General features: G+C 40.7%; 17 protein-coding genes, 5 tRNA genes and 1 riboswitch. Of the genes, 3 read left to right on the plus strand and 19 right to left on the minus strand.

The window, feature by feature from the left end; all coding sequences use genetic code 11:
• Positions 1-113: 113 nt before the first annotated feature.
• The 7 genes from rocF to CSV61_RS04685 all read right to left on the minus strand — a co-directional run bounded on the left by rocF (position 114) and on the right by CSV61_RS04685 (position 3923).
• Positions 114-1019, minus strand: a complete 906-nt coding sequence (gene rocF, locus CSV61_RS04655; RefSeq protein WP_099638288.1) for an arginase — start codon at positions 1017-1019, stop codon at positions 114-116.
• A 24-nt stretch (positions 1020-1043) separates the two neighbouring features.
• Complete coding sequence (locus CSV61_RS04660; protein WP_099638289.1) at positions 1044-3155, minus strand: sensor domain-containing protein; 2112 nt, start codon at positions 3153-3155, stop codon at positions 1044-1046.
• A gap of 199 nt (positions 3156-3354) precedes the next feature.
• Positions 3355-3429 (minus strand) — tRNA-Gln (locus CSV61_RS04665).
• A gap of 40 nt (positions 3430-3469) precedes the next feature.
• Positions 3470-3554, minus strand: a tRNA-Tyr gene (locus CSV61_RS04670).
• A gap of 122 nt (positions 3555-3676) precedes the next feature.
• A tRNA-Glu gene (locus CSV61_RS04675) sits at positions 3677-3751 on the minus strand.
• A gap of 13 nt (positions 3752-3764) precedes the next feature.
• A tRNA-Thr gene (locus tag CSV61_RS04680) sits at positions 3765-3840 on the minus strand.
• 8 nt (positions 3841-3848) lie between these two features.
• Positions 3849-3923 (minus strand) — tRNA-Asn (locus tag CSV61_RS04685).
• Positions 3924-4096: 173 nt separating this feature from the next.
• Between CSV61_RS04685 and CSV61_RS04690 the strand changes: the two genes are divergently transcribed.
• Positions 4097-4762: a polysaccharide deacetylase family protein gene (locus CSV61_RS04690; protein ID WP_099638290.1), complete on the plus strand. Its 666-nt coding sequence runs from the start codon at positions 4097-4099 to the stop codon at positions 4760-4762.
• Between the two features lie 26 nt (positions 4763-4788).
• Here the strand turns inward: CSV61_RS04690 and CSV61_RS04695 are convergent, their stop codons facing one another.
• Positions 4789-5478: a KinB-signaling pathway activation protein gene (locus tag CSV61_RS04695; protein ID WP_099638291.1), complete on the minus strand. Its 690-nt coding sequence runs from the start codon at positions 5476-5478 to the stop codon at positions 4789-4791.
• A gap of 138 nt (positions 5479-5616) precedes the next feature.
• Between CSV61_RS04695 and gerD the strand changes: the two genes are divergently transcribed.
• Entirely contained in the window at positions 5617-6207 is a 591-nt protein-coding gene (gerD, locus tag CSV61_RS04700; protein ID WP_099638292.1) for a spore germination lipoprotein GerD, read from the plus strand.
• 22 nt (positions 6208-6229) lie between these two features.
• Here gerD and CSV61_RS04705 read toward each other — a convergent pair whose 3' ends face one another.
• The 4 genes from CSV61_RS04705 to CSV61_RS04720 all read right to left on the minus strand — a co-directional run bounded on the left by CSV61_RS04705 (position 6230) and on the right by CSV61_RS04720 (position 9411).
• Positions 6230-7288 carry an Mrp/NBP35 family ATP-binding protein gene (locus CSV61_RS04705; RefSeq protein WP_099638293.1) on the minus strand — a complete coding sequence of 353 codons (1059 nt, stop codon included), beginning with the start codon at positions 7286-7288 and terminating at the stop codon, positions 6230-6232.
• Positions 7289-7364: 76 nt separating this feature from the next.
• The gene (locus CSV61_RS04710; RefSeq protein WP_083034215.1) at positions 7365-8078 is read right to left on the minus strand and encodes an N-acetylmuramoyl-L-alanine amidase; all 714 of its coding nucleotides are present in this window, start codon (positions 8076-8078) and stop codon (positions 7365-7367) included.
• 361 nt (positions 8079-8439) lie between these two features.
• On the minus strand, positions 8440-8742 hold the full coding sequence (locus CSV61_RS04715; protein ID WP_099638294.1) for a rhodanese-like domain-containing protein: 303 nt from the start codon (positions 8740-8742) through the stop codon (positions 8440-8442).
• A gap of 78 nt (positions 8743-8820) precedes the next feature.
• Positions 8821-9411 (minus strand): hypothetical protein, encoded by a 591-nt coding sequence (locus CSV61_RS04720; RefSeq protein ID WP_083034217.1) that lies wholly within the window; start codon positions 9409-9411, stop codon positions 8821-8823.
• 157 nt (positions 9412-9568) lie between these two features.
• Here CSV61_RS04720 and hpaB point away from each other — a divergent pair, with 157 nt between their 5' ends.
• The gene (gene hpaB, locus CSV61_RS04725) at positions 9569-11008 is read left to right on the plus strand and encodes a 4-hydroxyphenylacetate 3-monooxygenase, oxygenase component (protein ID WP_083034218.1); all 1440 of its coding nucleotides are present in this window, start codon (positions 9569-9571) and stop codon (positions 11006-11008) included.
• A 150-nt stretch (positions 11009-11158) separates the two neighbouring features.
• Here hpaB and CSV61_RS04730 read toward each other — a convergent pair whose 3' ends face one another.
• From CSV61_RS04730 to ureE, 7 genes are all read right to left on the minus strand, one after another.
• A complete protein-coding gene (locus tag CSV61_RS04730; RefSeq protein WP_233193530.1) occupies positions 11159-11503 on the minus strand; it encodes a DUF3889 domain-containing protein in 345 nt (114 codons plus the stop codon).
• An 83-nt stretch (positions 11504-11586) separates the two neighbouring features.
• On the minus strand, positions 11587-12282 hold the full coding sequence (gene tenA / locus CSV61_RS04735) for a thiaminase II (protein ID WP_099638295.1): 696 nt from the start codon (positions 12280-12282) through the stop codon (positions 11587-11589).
• A gap of 90 nt (positions 12283-12372) precedes the next feature.
• A riboswitch (TPP riboswitch) is annotated at positions 12373-12475 on the minus strand.
• Positions 12476-12569: 94 nt separating this feature from the next.
• Positions 12570-13007: a YheE family protein gene (locus CSV61_RS04740; protein WP_233193517.1), complete on the minus strand. Its 438-nt coding sequence runs from the start codon at positions 13005-13007 to the stop codon at positions 12570-12572.
• Positions 13008-13628: 621 nt separating this feature from the next.
• Positions 13629-14453, minus strand: a complete 825-nt coding sequence (locus CSV61_RS04745) for an urease accessory protein UreD (RefSeq protein WP_083034221.1) — start codon at positions 14451-14453, stop codon at positions 13629-13631.
• Positions 14446-15066 carry an urease accessory protein UreG gene (ureG, locus tag CSV61_RS04750; RefSeq protein WP_083034222.1) on the minus strand — a complete coding sequence of 207 codons (621 nt, stop codon included), beginning with the start codon at positions 15064-15066 and terminating at the stop codon, positions 14446-14448. Before ureG ends, CSV61_RS04745 begins: the two co-directional genes overlap by 8 nt.
• Before the next feature lie 37 nt (positions 15067-15103).
• Positions 15104-15790, minus strand: coding sequence for an urease accessory protein UreF (locus CSV61_RS04755; protein ID WP_083034223.1), 687 nt, complete (start codon positions 15788-15790; stop codon positions 15104-15106).
• Positions 15783-16238 (minus strand): urease accessory protein UreE, encoded by a 456-nt coding sequence (ureE, locus tag CSV61_RS04760; RefSeq protein WP_099638296.1) that lies wholly within the window; start codon positions 16236-16238, stop codon positions 15783-15785. The genes CSV61_RS04755 and ureE overlap by 8 nt, the downstream gene beginning before the upstream one ends.
• Positions 16239-16244: the final 6 nt, after the last annotated feature.

Below are 16244 nucleotides of genomic sequence, written 5' to 3' on the forward strand. Positions count from 1 at the left end.
TTTTCATTTATTATGTCCATAACTATTTTATCATTATTCCTCCTGCCAATGCTAGCGGCTTCCTCAATAGAAAAAAGTGATTAAAACCAGTAGGCTTTAATCACTTCAATAGATTATAGTAGTTTTTCACCGAATAGCGATCCCATAAGTCCGACTGCCACATCTGCCGTCTTATTATACTCATCCAGTACAGGGTTTACTTCGACGAATTCCGCGGATGTAATAACATTTGCATCTTCTAGCAATTCCATAGCTAGATGGCTTTCACGGTATGTGATCCCACCTGGTACCGGTGTTCCAACCCCAGGGGTATAAAGGGGGTCCAAACCGTCCAAGTCTAATGACAAATGAATACCATCTACCTGTCTTGAAGCAAAATATTCAAGCGTTTGCTGTATGACCGCTGACATACCATAACGATCGATTTCATGCATGGTAAACACTTTCACGCCTTTTTCTTTAATCAATTGCCGTTCACCAGGATCTACTGAACGCGCTCCGATAATTACCACGTTTTCTGGATTGATTTTCGCACCTTCTTTATGCACATTCACCAATTGCTCATGTCCTAGCCCCATGCTGACCGCGAGTGGCATACCATGGATATTTCCTGAAGGAGACGTTTCGCTTGTATTCATATCTGCATGCGCATCATACCAAATAACGCCAAGATTTTTATAGTGTTCCGCCAACCCCGCAAGCGTGCCTATTGCGATACTGTGATCACCGCCAAGTACTAATGGAAACTTGTTGTTTCCTACAATGGTCGAAACTGTCTTAGCAAGTTCTTCAGTCGCTTCTGTCACCTCTGTTAAGTTCTTCAACCCAACTTCATTACATGATACATCGTGGATAGGAGAAACAGAAATATTCCCTACATCTGTTACGTGATGACCTAATGCTTTCAAACGCTCTATCGCTCCTGCATATCGAATCGCACTTGGTCCCATATCCACTCCACGTCGACTCTGACCAAGATCTACAGGTACTCCAATTAGAGAAATATCTAACTCGCGCATAGCTAATCCTCCCATCTGTATTCTTTATTTAAAAGTAGAAAGAAAATCTCTCATTTCTTTCGTACCTTCTAATGACATCGGTCGACCATAGTAGTAACCTTGACCTTCACGGCATCCTAAGTTGTAGAGCATTTTTGCTTGTTCTGGTAATTCTATTCCTTCCGCTACTACATTTAAACCTGCTGTATCAGCAAGTGTTACAATTGCCTTGACAATGGCCTGACTGTTTTCATTCTCCAATATATCTCGTACAAACGCCATATCGATTTTCAACGTATCGGCTGGAAGTTCTTTAATATAACTGAACGTACTATACCCTGTACCGAAGTCGTCAATTGCAACAGTAATACCTGTACTCCGAAGTCGTTGAATGGACTCTTTCATACCTTCTGTATCCATAAATGAGCTTTCCGTCAGTTCCAGCTCCAGCATCTCAGGTGGTACATGGTATTCTTTAATGATATTCAAGACAGTGTCAACAAATCCCTCTTCTTTCATTTGGACTGTGGAGACATTCACAGCGAATCGGCATGTCTCACCAGCCGCCACCTCTATCTCTGCGCGCTTACACACTTCACGTAAAATCCATTCCCCGAGCGGTATGATAATTTTCGTTTCCTCAGCAAGCGGAATGAACTTATTAGGAGGAATCACTCCTAAATCCGGATGATTCCAACGTACAAGTGCTTCCACGCCTGTCAATTCGCCAGTGTCCAGCAACACTTTTGGCTGATACTCAAGATAAAAATGTCGTTGTTGCACACTTTTACGTAATTCATTTTCCAGCAAAATTCGCTCTAATGACACCTTTGAAGTTCCTGGTTGGTACATAACCGTGTCTCCACCACCGTGCATCTTGACCTTGCCTAATGCCAATGTAGCTTTAGTGATCAAATCAGAAGGGTGGTCTGCATGTTCAGGATACATAGATACACCGCAACTTATAGACAATGTGTAGGTTTGTTCTCCAACTTGGATAGGCTGTTCTAAGAAGCTACGAATATTTTCCGCATGATGATAAAACTCTTCTGCGTCTGGCAATCCTGATATAATGAACGCAAATTCATCTCCTGCAATACGAGCTAACAGGCTTTCAGGACCTGTTCTCTTTTTCAGCCTTTCTCCAACCATTGCTAATAAATAGTCTCCTGCTTCATGTCCAAGTAAATCATTTGCATAGCGTAGACGATCAATATTCATATGCACGAGAGCAAATACTTGCTTGCGGGTACGTGCTCTTTCAAATGCTAGTGCCAACTGTTCTCTAAATGAATTTCGGTTCATTAAGGATGTCAATTGGTCATTGTAGACAAGATATCTAATTTTCTCGTCTGATCTCACACGTTCTGTGACATCTCGCATGACGACTAAAAGTTTATCTTTATATTCAACCGAATCTTTTACTTCATCAATTTTTGCTTCCATGATGTGTAACCCATTTTTACTATCTAAAAAAGAATATTCCAAATTAAGTGCTTGGTGTTGATATTTTCCAAATTGTAAAATCTTCTTTTCTACCTTTTGGCGATTTTGCTTATAGATATATGAATAGAATGAGTTGGAATATAGTTCATCAACCGAATGCCCAAGAAGCTTCTGAAAGGATGGGGAAACGTAGTAAAACTTCCCTTGCCGGTCAATGACGGCAATATAATCAGATGCATTGTCTGTAATAATTTCATAAAGATCTGCATTTTTTCGAATTTCTAATTCCATTTTCTTTCTCACGGAAATATCATAGCGAATCGCAATATATTGATAGGGTTTCCCTTTATCATTTAAAAATGCGACAATTGTCGTGTCTACCCAATAAGTTGAACCATCCTTGGCACGATTACATATATCGCCACGCCAAGTATTGCCTCTCCCAATCGTGGCCCACATCTCTTTAAAGAATGTTGCATTATGATAACCCGAGTTGACAATACGTTGATTAGCACCAATTAATTCTTTTCTTGAATACTTGGAAATCTTTTCAAAATGTTCGTTGGCGTATTGAATTGTTCCTTTTGAGTCGGTGATTGCGACAATAGCTGCCTGTTCTAATGTATAGGCAATATCACTAAGAACCTTATGTAATTCTTTTTCACTACTAGACTCAACAAATGCATCCATACCGTTTAGAAACTCTTGCATAGCTATACCACTATCCCTATACCTAGTTATTTTTCATCATGCATACAAGATAAACTACCTATATGTGATACAGTTCATTATACATGATTATTCAAATTGTTCTATATGATTGGGGATTTTAGTCAACAAAAAAACCCTTTATTTTTAAAATAAAAGGAATCGACATGTAAAATATAGAATTGTTCACACATTAGTAAAATGGCTGGGGTAGCTGGATTCGAACCAACGAGTGACGGAGTCAAAGTCCGTTGCCTTACCGCTTGGCTATACCCCAACGAATAGTTAGTTATTCTTTTCTAAAGGTAAGACAAACATGGTGGTGGGGGACGGATTCGAACCGCCGAACCCGGAGGGAGCGGATTTACAGTCCGCCGCGTTTAGCCACTTCGCTACCCCACCGTGTTAAAATTGCGATAAGCTTCGCATTGCTGCGTCAGGCTTCATTCGCTCAATCAGTCACGTACCTGAGTACGCTCCTTCTTTCTCTTACTTGCTTCCTTGCATAACTTTAACATGTTAAATGGTGACCCCTACGGGATTCGAACCCGTGATACCGCCGTGAAAGGGCGGTGTCTTAACCGCTTGACCAAGGGGCCATGAAAGTGTTCATGGAGCTTCCAGCCGGACTCGAACCGGCGACTTCTTCCTTACCATGGAAGCACTCTACCTGCTGAGCTATGGAAGCATAAAAAATGGCTCCGCAGGTAAGACTCGAACTTACGACCGATCGGTTAACAGCCGATTGCTCTACCACTGAGCTACTGCGGAATAATAATAAATGTAATACGTTTGACGACAAAAACCATTATAGCATGTTTTCTAAGTCTCTGCAACAAATACTTTTAAATCACTCAAGCTTTTTTAATTATAGTGGGCATAGTCATATACGTCAAGGGTTTTTCATATAATAGTTTAGACTTCACATAGTTAAGGAGATTGGCATGATAAAAAAACTTCTCTTCCTTCTTGTATTGATTGCACTATTCTTAGCTTTTATTCCTCAATTGGCCAAGCCCTCTTCTACCTTGAAGACGGTTTTCCGATTGACCGAACAACCTGCGGTGATAGTGAAAGGTACACAAGGTTCTGCATTGACCATCAATATTTCATTCGGTGATCAAGAAGTGGAGGAACTTCTTGAAAAGTTATCACAACCCTATCCTTTATTGTTTATCGATAGTGACTGGGCTTCACGCTTCCCTCACATTACAGAGCAAATTAAACAGCGTTCTTTACCTGTTGCATTACTCGGGACGGAAGGGAAAGATTATGAAAGTGATCCCAATTTGTTGAGCAAGCAACTCCATACGTTTGAAGAATTGTTTAGCAAGCGACCTCTTTGGTTTCGTACAGCCGATGAAGAATTCCCCTTAGTACTGTTGCAAGAATTAAGCGAAGCAGAAATCAATGCCCTTGGATCTACTGTCCGGTGGTCTGGCGGCACATTACCGAAAGCTTCTAAGGGTGAAATTATTGTCGTGCCGTATGCCCGTAACGAACACGTAGCCACAGCTGAAATTCAACGATTAATTGCCAGCCGCACTTTTCAATCCGTAGAGGACCTGTTATTTCGATCATCTGTAAAAACCAAAAAAATTCCACAATAAAAAACTGACTGGAAAAAAATCTCCAGTCAGTTTTTTTGGGACTTACTCGCTTGTTTTTTCGCGTTTTTTCTTTCAGTTCTGCGTTGATCCAGCTTTGCTTTATCAACATCGGATTGTTTGTTGTATTTAGGCAATATTAATAACTGATACGCATTCACTGCAAGTAGCGGAAATAAAAGAATCGTTACCCATTCATCTTTGTTCCCTGAAGTGACCATTAGCGCCGGTAACCACTCAAGCGTCGTGATGACCACCATGAAGAATAATGCAGAAATTAATGCATGTTTTTTTGTCCACTGTGCTTTAAAGTATGCCGTCACTACGGATACTGCAATTAAGGTGATGAGTAAGAAAATATACAAAAACGTACGACTTGTGTCTGCTTTCGTTAATTGAAAACGGAAAAAGACTAAGTCAAACAGTACGACTACTATGATCAGCATCTGCACCCAATTCCATAATGTTAGCGTACGGAACATATTCACGCCAAATTGATGGACGGTTAAATAAGCAAAGAAGCCCATCTGTGCAACTACACTCATTGTAAATCCTAAGAAAATCATCCATAAGAAAGCACCAAGAAATTGCCATATCTCGCCTGCCTGTAAGTATCCATAGAAAAAGTCCCAACGTACAATTAGACCGACAACCGCTGTAATCGCTCCGCCAATTGCCATTGCGCGCAAGAAAAATTTAACCCAATTTCGTATTGTCACAGTACTGTTCCCCTTTTTATCATGTCCATCCTAGTGTATCAACGATCGACTAAAAAATCTATTTCATTGAACGATTCATGCATATTCCTTCTTATATTGTGAACAATAAATGAAAATACAAGTGGAAGGTTGAGTGGAATGAAAAAATTTGCAGTTCTTTTTCTATTCCTTCTATTCCTTACGGGTTGCAGCGGAGGTCATCAGGCAGCGCCAAGCTATGATGAAATGAAAAAGATGATGACAGATGCAATCCAAACGGAAGACGGAAAAAAGGCACTCCGTAAATTGATGACTGATCCTGAGTTCAGGGAGCTATTAGTACTCGAACAGCCCGAAGTCAAGCAGAGTATTGAGAATGTATTGCTTTCTAAAGAAGGTGAACGTTTTTGGAAAACGGCTTTTGAAGACCCTAAATTCACGGAGTCCATTGCAAAAAGCATGAAAAAACAACAAGCGGATATCATGAAAGATTTGATGGGAGATGCTTCTTTTCAAAAAGAAATGGAGAAGTTTTTTGGTCAACCAGACATGATGAAACAGATGGAAAACATTGTGAATTCGGCTACGCTCAAGAAGGAAATGGAGAAGGCCATAGAGGACACGATGAATAGCCCCCTCATGCAAGCGAAGTGGCAAGAACTAATTATGAAGGCAGGTAAAGGTACTGCAGAAGAATCCTCTAAGGAGGGGGGCGGCAAAGAAGAAAAAACAGACGAAGAAGGCAAGTAATCCTTTCTTCGTCTGTTACATTTTATTTTTGCCTTTTCTCGATTACTGTATCGGCAACGTCTAAATAGATTTTTCCTATCGGATGATCTTCTGCATAGACGGAAGGTGCAAAATCCGTTTCATTCCAGTCAGGCTGACCGAGAGGGATTTGACCTAATAATTCCGTACGCAGTTCTTCAGAAAGACGAATACCGCCGCCTTGTCCAAAGACATACTCTTTCTCACCTGTTGCTTTCGATGCAAACCAAGACATGTTTTCAATCACACCGAGCAATTCATGTTCAGTCTGTAACGCCATTGCCCCTGCACGTGCTGCAACGAATGCTGCGGTTGGGTGTGGAGTAGTAACGACAATTTCTTTTGAAGCTGGAATCATTTGGTGAATATCAAGCGCCACGTCACCTGTTCCTGGTGGTAAGTCAAGCAACAAGTAATCCAATTCGCCCCAGTCCACGTCGCGGAAGAACTGATCCAACACTTTCCCAAGCATAGGTCCACGCCATACAACGGGTGCGTTATCTTCAACGAAGAAGCCCATTGATATCACTTTGACACCAAAACGTTCCACTGGTATGATACGATTTTCCTTGACTTCAGGCATAGCAGTAATACCCATCATATCGGGAACACTGAATCCATAAATATCTGCATCGATCAACCCAACTTTTTTGCCGCGTCTAGCTAAAGCTACTGCTAAGTTGACGGACACCGTAGACTTTCCTACGCCGCCTTTACCAGATGCAATCGAGATAAACTCAATATTGGATAAAGGCGATAAGATATCTTGAGTTATTGCTTCCGTTTCTGTACCACGGAATTGTTCTAACACCTCTTTAGGTAGCTCTTCAAATCGAATGCCCACCGAGTCGGCTCCTGCTTCTTTCAACGTTTCGACTATTTTTGATTGTAGCGTCAATTGCTCTCCGGTATTCACTTTCGCAATCGCGATTTTAACACTGACATGTTCTTTCTCCGGTTTAATGGTTACACCGACAATACCATTCGTTTCTGCCAATGTTTTATGTAAAAACGGATCTTCCAATGCGCCAATCAGTTCACGGACTTGTTGTTCATTAATCACATGTAACACTCCTAACTGAATTCATTCACTCCCTTTCAGTATATCATATTCCCTATTCACTAAAACGTCATATGCTTCATTGTTCTTCAGCAAGTTGGTATTTCACAATTCCATCTACAATGGCTGCAGCCACTTTTTTCTGATACGATTTCTTTGCCAATAGTTTTCTTTCTTCCGGATTGGATAAGAATCCTGTTTCCACCAACACAGCCGGCACTGGTACTTTTTTCAATAAATAGACCCCCGTGATTTTCATGGCCTCTCGCTCTGTATTTTTCAACTGATCACGCAACTCATTTTGTATGGATGTCGCCAGTTGCTTACCTTCCGGATGACCACCTGGATGATAGAACACTTGCGCCCCTCTCCAGCGTTCTTCAGGAATTGCGTTAACATGTACGCTAATAAATAGATCTGGCTTAGACTCTATTGCCATGCTTTCACGTAGTTTCAGGTCTGCGAACTTCCTGCTACGCATTGAAGTAAACGTCTCGGATGGTGCATGTTCCGCTACTGCGTCGCCGCTTTTCTCCCTCGTCATTTCTACAGTTGCACCTTTTTTCTTCAATAGTTTACTCACTTCATGAGAGATGTTCAATGTAATATCTTTTTCAATGAGTTCACCTGCCGAAGCACCTCCGTCTTCCCCGCCATGTCCAGGATCAATGAGAATACTTACCCCACCGAGTTCTGAGGGCAGAAAGAAGCCACGATCAGATGCTTTGACTCCGTATAACACTCCACCTAACGAGAAAAATATTAGCAACCCTGCCACAAGCCACTTTTTCATACAGACACCGCCTTTTTCTTTCACTATACGCTTGGTCTTTTAAGGTTATGTCTACGTAGTAGATGATAACCATTTAGAGTTATATAAAGTGAAGATCACTTTGCTTACGCAATAGAATTTCAAAGGTAAAGGTATCAATGCACCGCGTTCCAGGCGGATGCGTTCAGGAAAGCCCCCGGAGATCTTATCTTCCCTGAGTCACCGCCCACAACGACGTACAGCTTTTAAACGTGTAATTGAAGTGTTATAAGCACACACTACGTTACTACGCAACAAATGAGACACTCTACGGAAGAATGCAAACACAAAAAAGCTGTCATAAGAAGATTTTCACTTCTTATGACAGCTTTGGTTTTACAAATTATTTTGTTTCTCCTTCCCAAGCTAACATGCCGCCTACCATGTTTGTTACATCGAATCCTTCGTCTGCCATCAGCTCTTGCGCGCGACCACTTCTGCCGCCTGAACGGCATACGAGGATGTAAGGAGTTTCAGTATTTAAGTCATGCATTGCAACAGGTAGGTCACCAAGCGCGATGTGTTGCGCACCTGGAATAATGCCTTCTGCTACTTCGTTGTCTTCACGTACATCGATGATATTCAGTTCTTTACCGTTTTCTAGTTGCTCTTGTACTTCTTTTGCAGTTAATTCCTTTAAGATCATGAGTAGTATCCTCCAAAGTGTTTAATGTACCCTTATTCTATCTTGCAGAGTTAAGCATTGTCTATTGAAATGAACTAATTAGTGCTGTTGTAATTCTTTCATAGTATGCCCACGGTTTTCCCATAATCTAGTTGTCTCGGCTAATTCAACAATTGCCGGGATATAGCGCTCGGATTCTTTAATAGGCAGTTCCAACCCGGATATAAATAATGAAAGTTCCGTCATGAAGTCACCGCCACTGACTTGCAAATTATATACTAGTTCGGATACTTCTTCGTCTACATCCAATTGATCACCGAAGTCCTGTTTTAGCATATCCTTGACTATTGACTGCTCTGATGTTTCTTGAAAATATTCTTCGTCAATGAATCGCAGTAATTCATCTTTTTCTGGTACATAATACGGCTTACCGGCTGCATTTCGTTTTAGGATTTCTGTTTCATCCTCTTCGCTAGTCGCTTCAGCTACAAATTCGTTGGATTGAATATAAACGAAACTCCCCTCTAGTTCTGCTTTTACTTGCTCTGACTGCAAGAAATTTTCCACTTCATTCAGTAAAACCTTTTCTTCATTTTGGTCATTGTAGATCTCAATTACTTTTTCAATAGGTACAATCCCATACAGATTCGTGCACGCCACAATATATTTCAGTACTAATTCTTCATTCATTATATACACGCCTTTCAATTATTCTGATATATTTTCTATGTATTCTTTCTGTATTGTATCAAATTTGTCTATCGTGCGTTCTAGTCAACGGTAATCTAAATCACTTATGAAGATTTCATAATATACTATACCAACTAGAAAATTCGGGAGGAATAGTATGGGTGCTATAAATGGTAAAGAGTTTGTACGTAGAATAAATGAGCAGAACGCTGAGATTTGGCTGGATGGACAACAATTGAATGGACCTATCTCTGAACATCCGGCTTTTAAAGGGCTTATAGAAACAAAGGCTTCTCTATATGATTTACAGCTGTCACCCACACATAAGTCTCTAATGACATATGTTTCGCCAGTCACAAATGAGCAAATTGGACTTTCTTACTTACAGCCCAAAACCAAAGCGGATTTACGGAAACGCAGAGTCATGACAGAAGAATGGGCTAGACTTTCTTGCGGCTTACTTGGCAGGAGTCCTGATTACCTGAATACGGTGATCATGAGCTTTGCCTCTTCTTCTCCCCATTTGCTCGGCAAGGAAAACTGCTATCCAGAACATATTCAAGCCCTGTATGAACGAGCACGTGAAGAGGACTTATCTTTTACTCACACTTTCATTGCGCCACAGGTCAATCGATCTCTAAGTGCCTTTCATACGTCGGATGAACCGGTCTCCGCGAAAATTGTAGGCAAGACATCGGAAGGGCTTATTATTAAAGGAGCAAAGCTACTTGCAACACAGGGTGGCTTGACGGATGAGGTATTGGTATTTAGCACGCCCTCGTTTCTTGGGGATCCTGATGAAGCTTTCGCCTTTTCAATTCCTTCCGATACAGAAGGTTTGCGCTTTCTTTGTAGAGAATCATTTGTAGGTGGGAGTTCAACATTTAATTACCCACTGAGTTCAAGGTTTGAAGAGATGGATGCTGTAGTTGTTTTCGATAATGTTCTCGTCCCGTGGGAACGTGTATTCTTTCATCACAATGCCGAAGTAGCATCAGAGTTTTTTTCTATGAGTTCGTTCCACCCGTTTGCCACACATCAAGTCATTACGAGACAGATCGTCAAAACGGAGTTCATGCTGAATTTAGCAGAACAGCTCGTCCAAACGATTAATATAGCGGAATATCTTCACATTCAAGAAAAACTGTCTGAAATAATTATTGGACTCGAAACCATGAAGGCATTACGAGATAAATCGGAGGCTGATGCGGTATTCGACCAATGGGGATATATGTGTCCAAGTGCAATACCACTTCAAGTAGCCAGCAATATTTTCCCGAAAGTCTACCCGCGTTTCAGTGAGATCATTCAGCTGATTGGAGCCAGCGGGATGGTTGCGTTACCTACGGATAAGGATTTCCAGTCGACTATTCAACCTGATCTAGCAAAATACTTACAAGGAGCTACAAAAACCGCGATAGAACGTGTACAACTGTTTCGATTGGCTTGGGATTTAACGATGAGTTCTTTCGGCACAAGACAAACACAATATGAACGGTATTTCTTCGGAGATCCAGTGCGCTTATCAGGTCATCTGTACCGATCCTATCCTAAAGATGCAGGGCAGGAAATGATACGTCGTTTACTTTCAGATTAAGTATGATGTCAGCAATTCGCCTAAACTATTCAGACACATGTCTATTACAGGTAGTTCACTAACGACATCAAGACTCACATTTTCTTTTATCAAAAGTTACCGAATAACACAATGCCCCTAGGCCAGATTATATAGCCTAGGGGCGTTGTATTATCTAACAGGTATTTCTTGAAAGTCAATGCGAATGAATTTACCTGTTTCAGCTGAATAGGTGACACTCACAATCACACCGAACTCCCGCCCTTCCTCTTTTAACCAGAGCTGAAACTTCTCCACACTGGTAACTTGCTTTGAGTCGGTTGCGAGATGCAAATAATCCTTGATATCTGCATGAGGATATTTGAGCATCGTTTGCTTGATAGCGAGTCTTGACCATTTGGCATATGCCGGTACTTCCACTTTACTAAATGCAGTAAATGGCGGATCACCAATGCCCGAGCCACTTGTCAATAAAACGCCAAGTGCCAAGCTTATTTTCGCAAAGATGGCGCACACCTCCTTCAAGAATAGCATGCGCTGTTTATAGTCAATCAATTCTAAAAATAAATATCACAAAAGTTATCTGATATTTTTCTTGTTTAGGTTGTCATCGTCTGCTCTTCCTGCACACCAGGCCACATTTGTTTTGTATACGCCATATCCCAGAACATATACTCGTAACGAGTCGTATTAAGGAAAATTTCCTCTAATCTAAGTAATTCTGATTCAGGTTTTCCTTCTGCAGTTTCATCCATTAATTCTAAGCACCAAGTAGCCAACTCTCCGAAATCTTCTGATGAGTACATGCGAACCCAGTCACCATACAAAGGATGATTCAACGCTTTCGGCAACTCAGCCAGCTCTTTGCCGATCTCCCAATAGCTCCACGCACACGGCAATAATGCAGCGACAACTTCCGCTAACGAACCGTTTTGACTGACATGCAGCATATAGTGCGTATATGCCAGGACAATTGGAGACGGCTTTGCATTCTCAAGTTCTTCTTCTGTAATGCCAAAACGAGCTGCGTATTTACGATGAAGCTCCATTTCTGTGTTTAATGTACCGTTAAGCAACGCAGCGAATTTCCCCATCATCTCGACGTCGGTCGCTTTCATCGTGCCTACAGCAAACACTTTCGCATAGTCAATTAAATACAAATAGTCTTGCACCATATAAAAACGAAACTTCTCTTGATCTAGCGTGCCACTGCCAATCTCCTGAACAAATGGGTGGCTATGATTCTGTCTCCAAATCGGTAATGTCTTCTCTAACAAACGCTCAGTGAACTTCATGTATACTCTCCCCTTTTTCGTAGTAAATGAAAAAACCACTTCTTGACCAGAAGTGGCGGAGAGACATCACAGAGCACGAAAATAGGCTACGTAACATCAGCACCACTTCCTTACGCCGGTATGAACCGGATCAAGTTAAAGGGTTAAAGCAAAATGCTTCTCTCAGCTCCGTAGAGCACCCCTAGCGGTAACGACTATTTCATTTGTATATCCATTGTAGGCATATCTTGTCAGAGGAGTCAAACAAATTGAGATTATTTTGACAAGAGACACGCAGTATTCATTTATTATTCTAGATGATCTTTTAGCTTTTTCTGAACATCTTCTTCTATTTTTTTCACGCGTTCATCTTTTAGTTTACGTCTTGGTTTAGGATGAAACCATTCAATTTCACCATTAATAAAAGTTCCTTTAAACTCTTCACCCTGAATCTTCAATTTAAATATCTGAAGTGGTCGGGCTTGATTGCTGCTAATCGAACGTTCGATTTCAATATTATCCGCTTCATTCCGAATCCCTTGCTCAGATAACAACTCCAACACTTTATCCTCTATGGCAATTATTTCTTCTTCACCGACATCTTGCTTGGGATGTGGATGGAGCCAATGAATTTCACCATCGTGATAGTCACCCTTATACTTACGACCTTCCAAGATGAGCTTAAACTGAATTCGCTCGTAATGCCTGTCTTCAAAAACCTTTTCCGCTTCAAAGTCGTCTACCACAGGAACCACCTCCAAAAATAGTATCAAGTCTTTTATCTACAGAATAGCTCATCTTACTTCATCCACTACTACTAATTCAAGTGATCTAGCCCGAACTTTTATTTCCCAGTCGTTCAAATTCATTTATAAATTCCTCTTCAAAAAAGTTAATTTAAATACATCTCAGCAATAGGTTGTTGTCAGACCAATCATAGTGCCAAGACACTTGAAATAAAACCAAAATCAAGTGAAAAATTGATGATCACGGTCAGCCTAATAGCCGTTCGATCTATGATCACTTTGCTCATTATTAGCCTGCATAACAAATTCCCACTGGTGTAACGACCTTATTACAGCTATTACTACTATACACAGTTGAGCTTATACACTCAAAACACTAATAATTCTACTTGGATTGATATCAGGGTACAGCTTATGAAATGTCTTCACTCTCATGTTTAATGATACCCTGATTTCTGTTTTTCAATCATTTGAAATGGCACGCTAACTATTTTGTTGTACTGGTACCTAAGTGGTTCGAAGACATTCCAATGCGCGAACTAGAAGTCATATAGTTATTTGTGTAAAAGTAGTCTGTTTTACGAAAAAACCCAACAACTCTTCAGAATTGTCGGGCCGTTTTTAGTACTTTCTTAAAAAACTTGGTTTCGTTTGATACCATTCGTCGCTAATCAAATGGTGACAGACTGAAATAATCCGCTCTATGACTTGCGTCTGGTTTGCTAATATACGGATGGTGAAGCCCGGAACAGCAAGCTTAGATAATCCAAATGTAAATTCTCCAGCTTCTTGTTGAATCGTCTCATATAGCCGATCCAATAAAGCATCACTTGTTTTTTCTCCAACGACAATGAACGAACCTAAATGTGTGTACCCTTCCATAAAGCCTAACCCATTCATATGCTGAGATGCTGGATGAAGTTTAATATGGTCAAAGGCAACTAGTTGTTGTTCCATATAAATCTCCGTTTTCAAACGAAGCATATCGTAGCTGAATTTTTCTCCTTCCGGCGACCAGCCAGGAGTTAAAATATCGGAATATAACAATGTTGCGCCCTTTTCCATATATATACTATTCTTCTGATAACTACTAGCATCTTTGTATGCAATAATTGCATCTGGTAAGTACTCTAGATAACTGTCTTTCTTCATATGAAAGATTGCCTCTTGGTACACTTGCTTGGTGGGCGTTTTGTATACTTTTGTCGCCGATTGAGTTGTCAATGTCAGCTTCGCTTGTTCACCAAGCGTAACTTTCATTTGATACCGATCCCCATCTAAATAGCCACCGCCAGGATTCAATAAATAATAGCATGGATAATTATTATTATTGAAATAGACAGGGCGCATCACTTTAAACGCACCCTGAAAGTAGACACTTTTTGCCACGGAGCGCCCTAGGCGATTTTCCATGACAAGGTCAAGAACGCCTGTCCATTCAGACATCTTGTCCTAGTCCTTTCAACAAAGCATGCTTCCTGACCCACTCTACCACTTCATCTAATCCTTGATCATCTTTTAAATTAGTGAAAAAGAAAGGTTTATTTCCTCGGAATACTTTTGTATCAGACTCCATGACTTCAAGACTTGCTCCGACATATGGCGCTAAATCAGTTTTATTTATAATAAACAAATCTGATTTAATCATTCCTTGTCCGCCCTTACGCGGGATTTTCTCACCCTGGGCTACGTCAATTATATAAATGGAAAAGTCTACGAGTTCCGGACTGAATGTAGCCGCTAGATTATCACCGCCACTCTCTACGAAAATCAGCTCGACGTCTGAGTGTTTTTCCTCCAATTCATTAATCGCTGCAAAGTTCATTGATGCATCTTCACGAATTGCCGTATGTGGACAGCCTCCTGTTTCCACTCCAACAATGCGGTCTTCTGGAAGTATACCGTTTGCGACTAAAAACTTGGCATCTTCTTTCGTATATATATCATTAGTAATGACTGCCATACTTACTTCACCGTCTAAAGCGCGTGTAATCTTTTCGACCAGCATGGTTTTTCCTGCGCCCACTGGTCCGCCGACACCTATTTTAATTGCTCCCATTCTAAGCACATCCTTATTGTCAATTTCATTATGTTTATTATGAACTAAAAATACGTATCCCAACACGTTCGTGTTGCATCTGTGAAAGTTCGAGTCCTGGCGATACGACACCAAACTCTTCTTGATCTAACTCCATAATTTTTTCTGTTGTTTGCTGAAGTTGTTGTTGAAACGTGTAAATAATCTTCTGCCCTGCAGTTTGTCCAAGGGGGATGGCCCGTACGGCATTTTGCACAAGACTAACGACCGTCGAATATAAATAATATAAAATCGTCGTATTCTTTTCTACTTGAAGGTGATGTCCGATCATTGTAAAAACAATAGCCGGATGGCCGAAAGCTTGTTTGTCATGAATTTTCTGCGCGTAGATAGATAACACCGGTATTTTGTAAATAGATTCAGCAATATCTAACATCCTGTCACCCATACGCTGTGTCCCATCACGTGATTCGCGAGCAAGATTCTGCACAGTCAATATGCGATCCAATTCCCAAATCCTATCAAGATCATCCGTATCAAGTGCTTCATAAACAAGTCTTACAGCCAAACCATCTGCATACGCAAGCTGTTCATGCACATAGACATTCAACCAATCAGAAAACGTATTGGCATCGGTAACCTTGTCGTTCTGAATATATGTTTCCAGTCCAAATGATTGGCTAAAAGAGCCAATAGGAAAACTTGAATCGCATAGCTGTAACAAAGACAGTGCGTTATTAGTCATGGCTATGCCCGATATGACGGAAAGCCTTTGCAACTTTTCGTTCTTCTCGCTTGAATGGAATACCCATTTCTTTTAGCAAGTCCTCGACTAAATAATCATACTGAACAAGCATATCCTGATCCTCAAACTGCGCAGGTAAATGACGATTCCCAAGCTGATGAGCAATTGTTCCCATTTCAAGCATCGTGCGTGGGCTAATAATTATTAAATCATCGGAAAGTACATCAATCAAAATAATATTTTTATCATCCATAAAAAGAACGTCTCCCGCTTCCAAATCACGCGGTTTTTTTAATCGAATTCCAATTTCACGCCCGTGATCGGTTTCCACACGTTGAATTCTCTTCATTAAATGCGCGCTTTCTAAGTACACTTTCTCTTTGTGAAGACTTTCCAACTTACTTGGATCTAAATCCCTAACGTTCATTAAGACTTCTTCTACAATCATTTTCTT

The organism is Sporosarcina sp. P3, from assembly GCF_002743415.1.
GTDB classification, from domain to species: Bacteria; Bacillota; Bacilli; order Bacillales_A; family Planococcaceae; genus Sporosarcina; species Sporosarcina ureae_A.

Bases quoted from the DNA above. Each gene is read 5' to 3' on its own strand.
- rocF (WP_099638288.1), bottom strand. From the start codon at position 1,019: ATGCGCGAGTTAGATATTTCTCTAATTGGAGTACCTGTAGATCTTGGT.
- CSV61_RS04660 (WP_099638289.1), bottom strand. From the start codon at position 3,155: ATGCAAGAGTTTCTAAACGGTATGGATGCATTTGTTGAGTCTAGTAGT.
- CSV61_RS04690 (WP_099638290.1), top strand. From the start codon at position 4,097: ATGATAAAAAAACTTCTCTTCCTTCTTGTATTGATTGCACTATTCTTA.
- gerD (WP_099638292.1), top strand. From the start codon at position 5,617: ATGAAAAAATTTGCAGTTCTTTTTCTATTCCTTCTATTCCTTACGGGT.
- CSV61_RS04710 (WP_083034215.1), bottom strand. From the start codon at position 8,078: ATGAAAAAGTGGCTTGTGGCAGGGTTGCTAATATTTTTCTCGTTAGGT.
- CSV61_RS04715 (WP_099638294.1), bottom strand. From the start codon at position 8,742: ATGATCTTAAAGGAATTAACTGCAAAAGAAGTACAAGAGCAACTAGAA.
- CSV61_RS04720 (WP_083034217.1), bottom strand. From the start codon at position 9,411: ATGAATGAAGAATTAGTACTGAAATATATTGTGGCGTGCACGAATCTG.
- hpaB (WP_083034218.1), top strand. From the start codon at position 9,569: ATGGGTGCTATAAATGGTAAAGAGTTTGTACGTAGAATAAATGAGCAG.
- tenA (WP_099638295.1), bottom strand. From the start codon at position 12,282: ATGAAGTTCACTGAGCGTTTGTTAGAGAAGACATTACCGATTTGGAGA.
- CSV61_RS04745 (WP_083034221.1), bottom strand. From the start codon at position 14,453: ATGTCTGAATGGACAGGCGTTCTTGACCTTGTCATGGAAAATCGCCTA.
- ureG (WP_083034222.1), bottom strand. From the start codon at position 15,066: ATGGGAGCAATTAAAATAGGTGTCGGCGGACCAGTGGGCGCAGGAAAA.
- CSV61_RS04755 (WP_083034223.1), bottom strand. From the start codon at position 15,790: ATGACTAATAACGCACTGTCTTTGTTACAGCTATGCGATTCAAGTTTT.
- ureE (WP_099638296.1), bottom strand. From the start codon at position 16,238: ATGATTGTAGAAGAAGTCTTAATGAACGTTAGGGATTTAGATCCAAGT.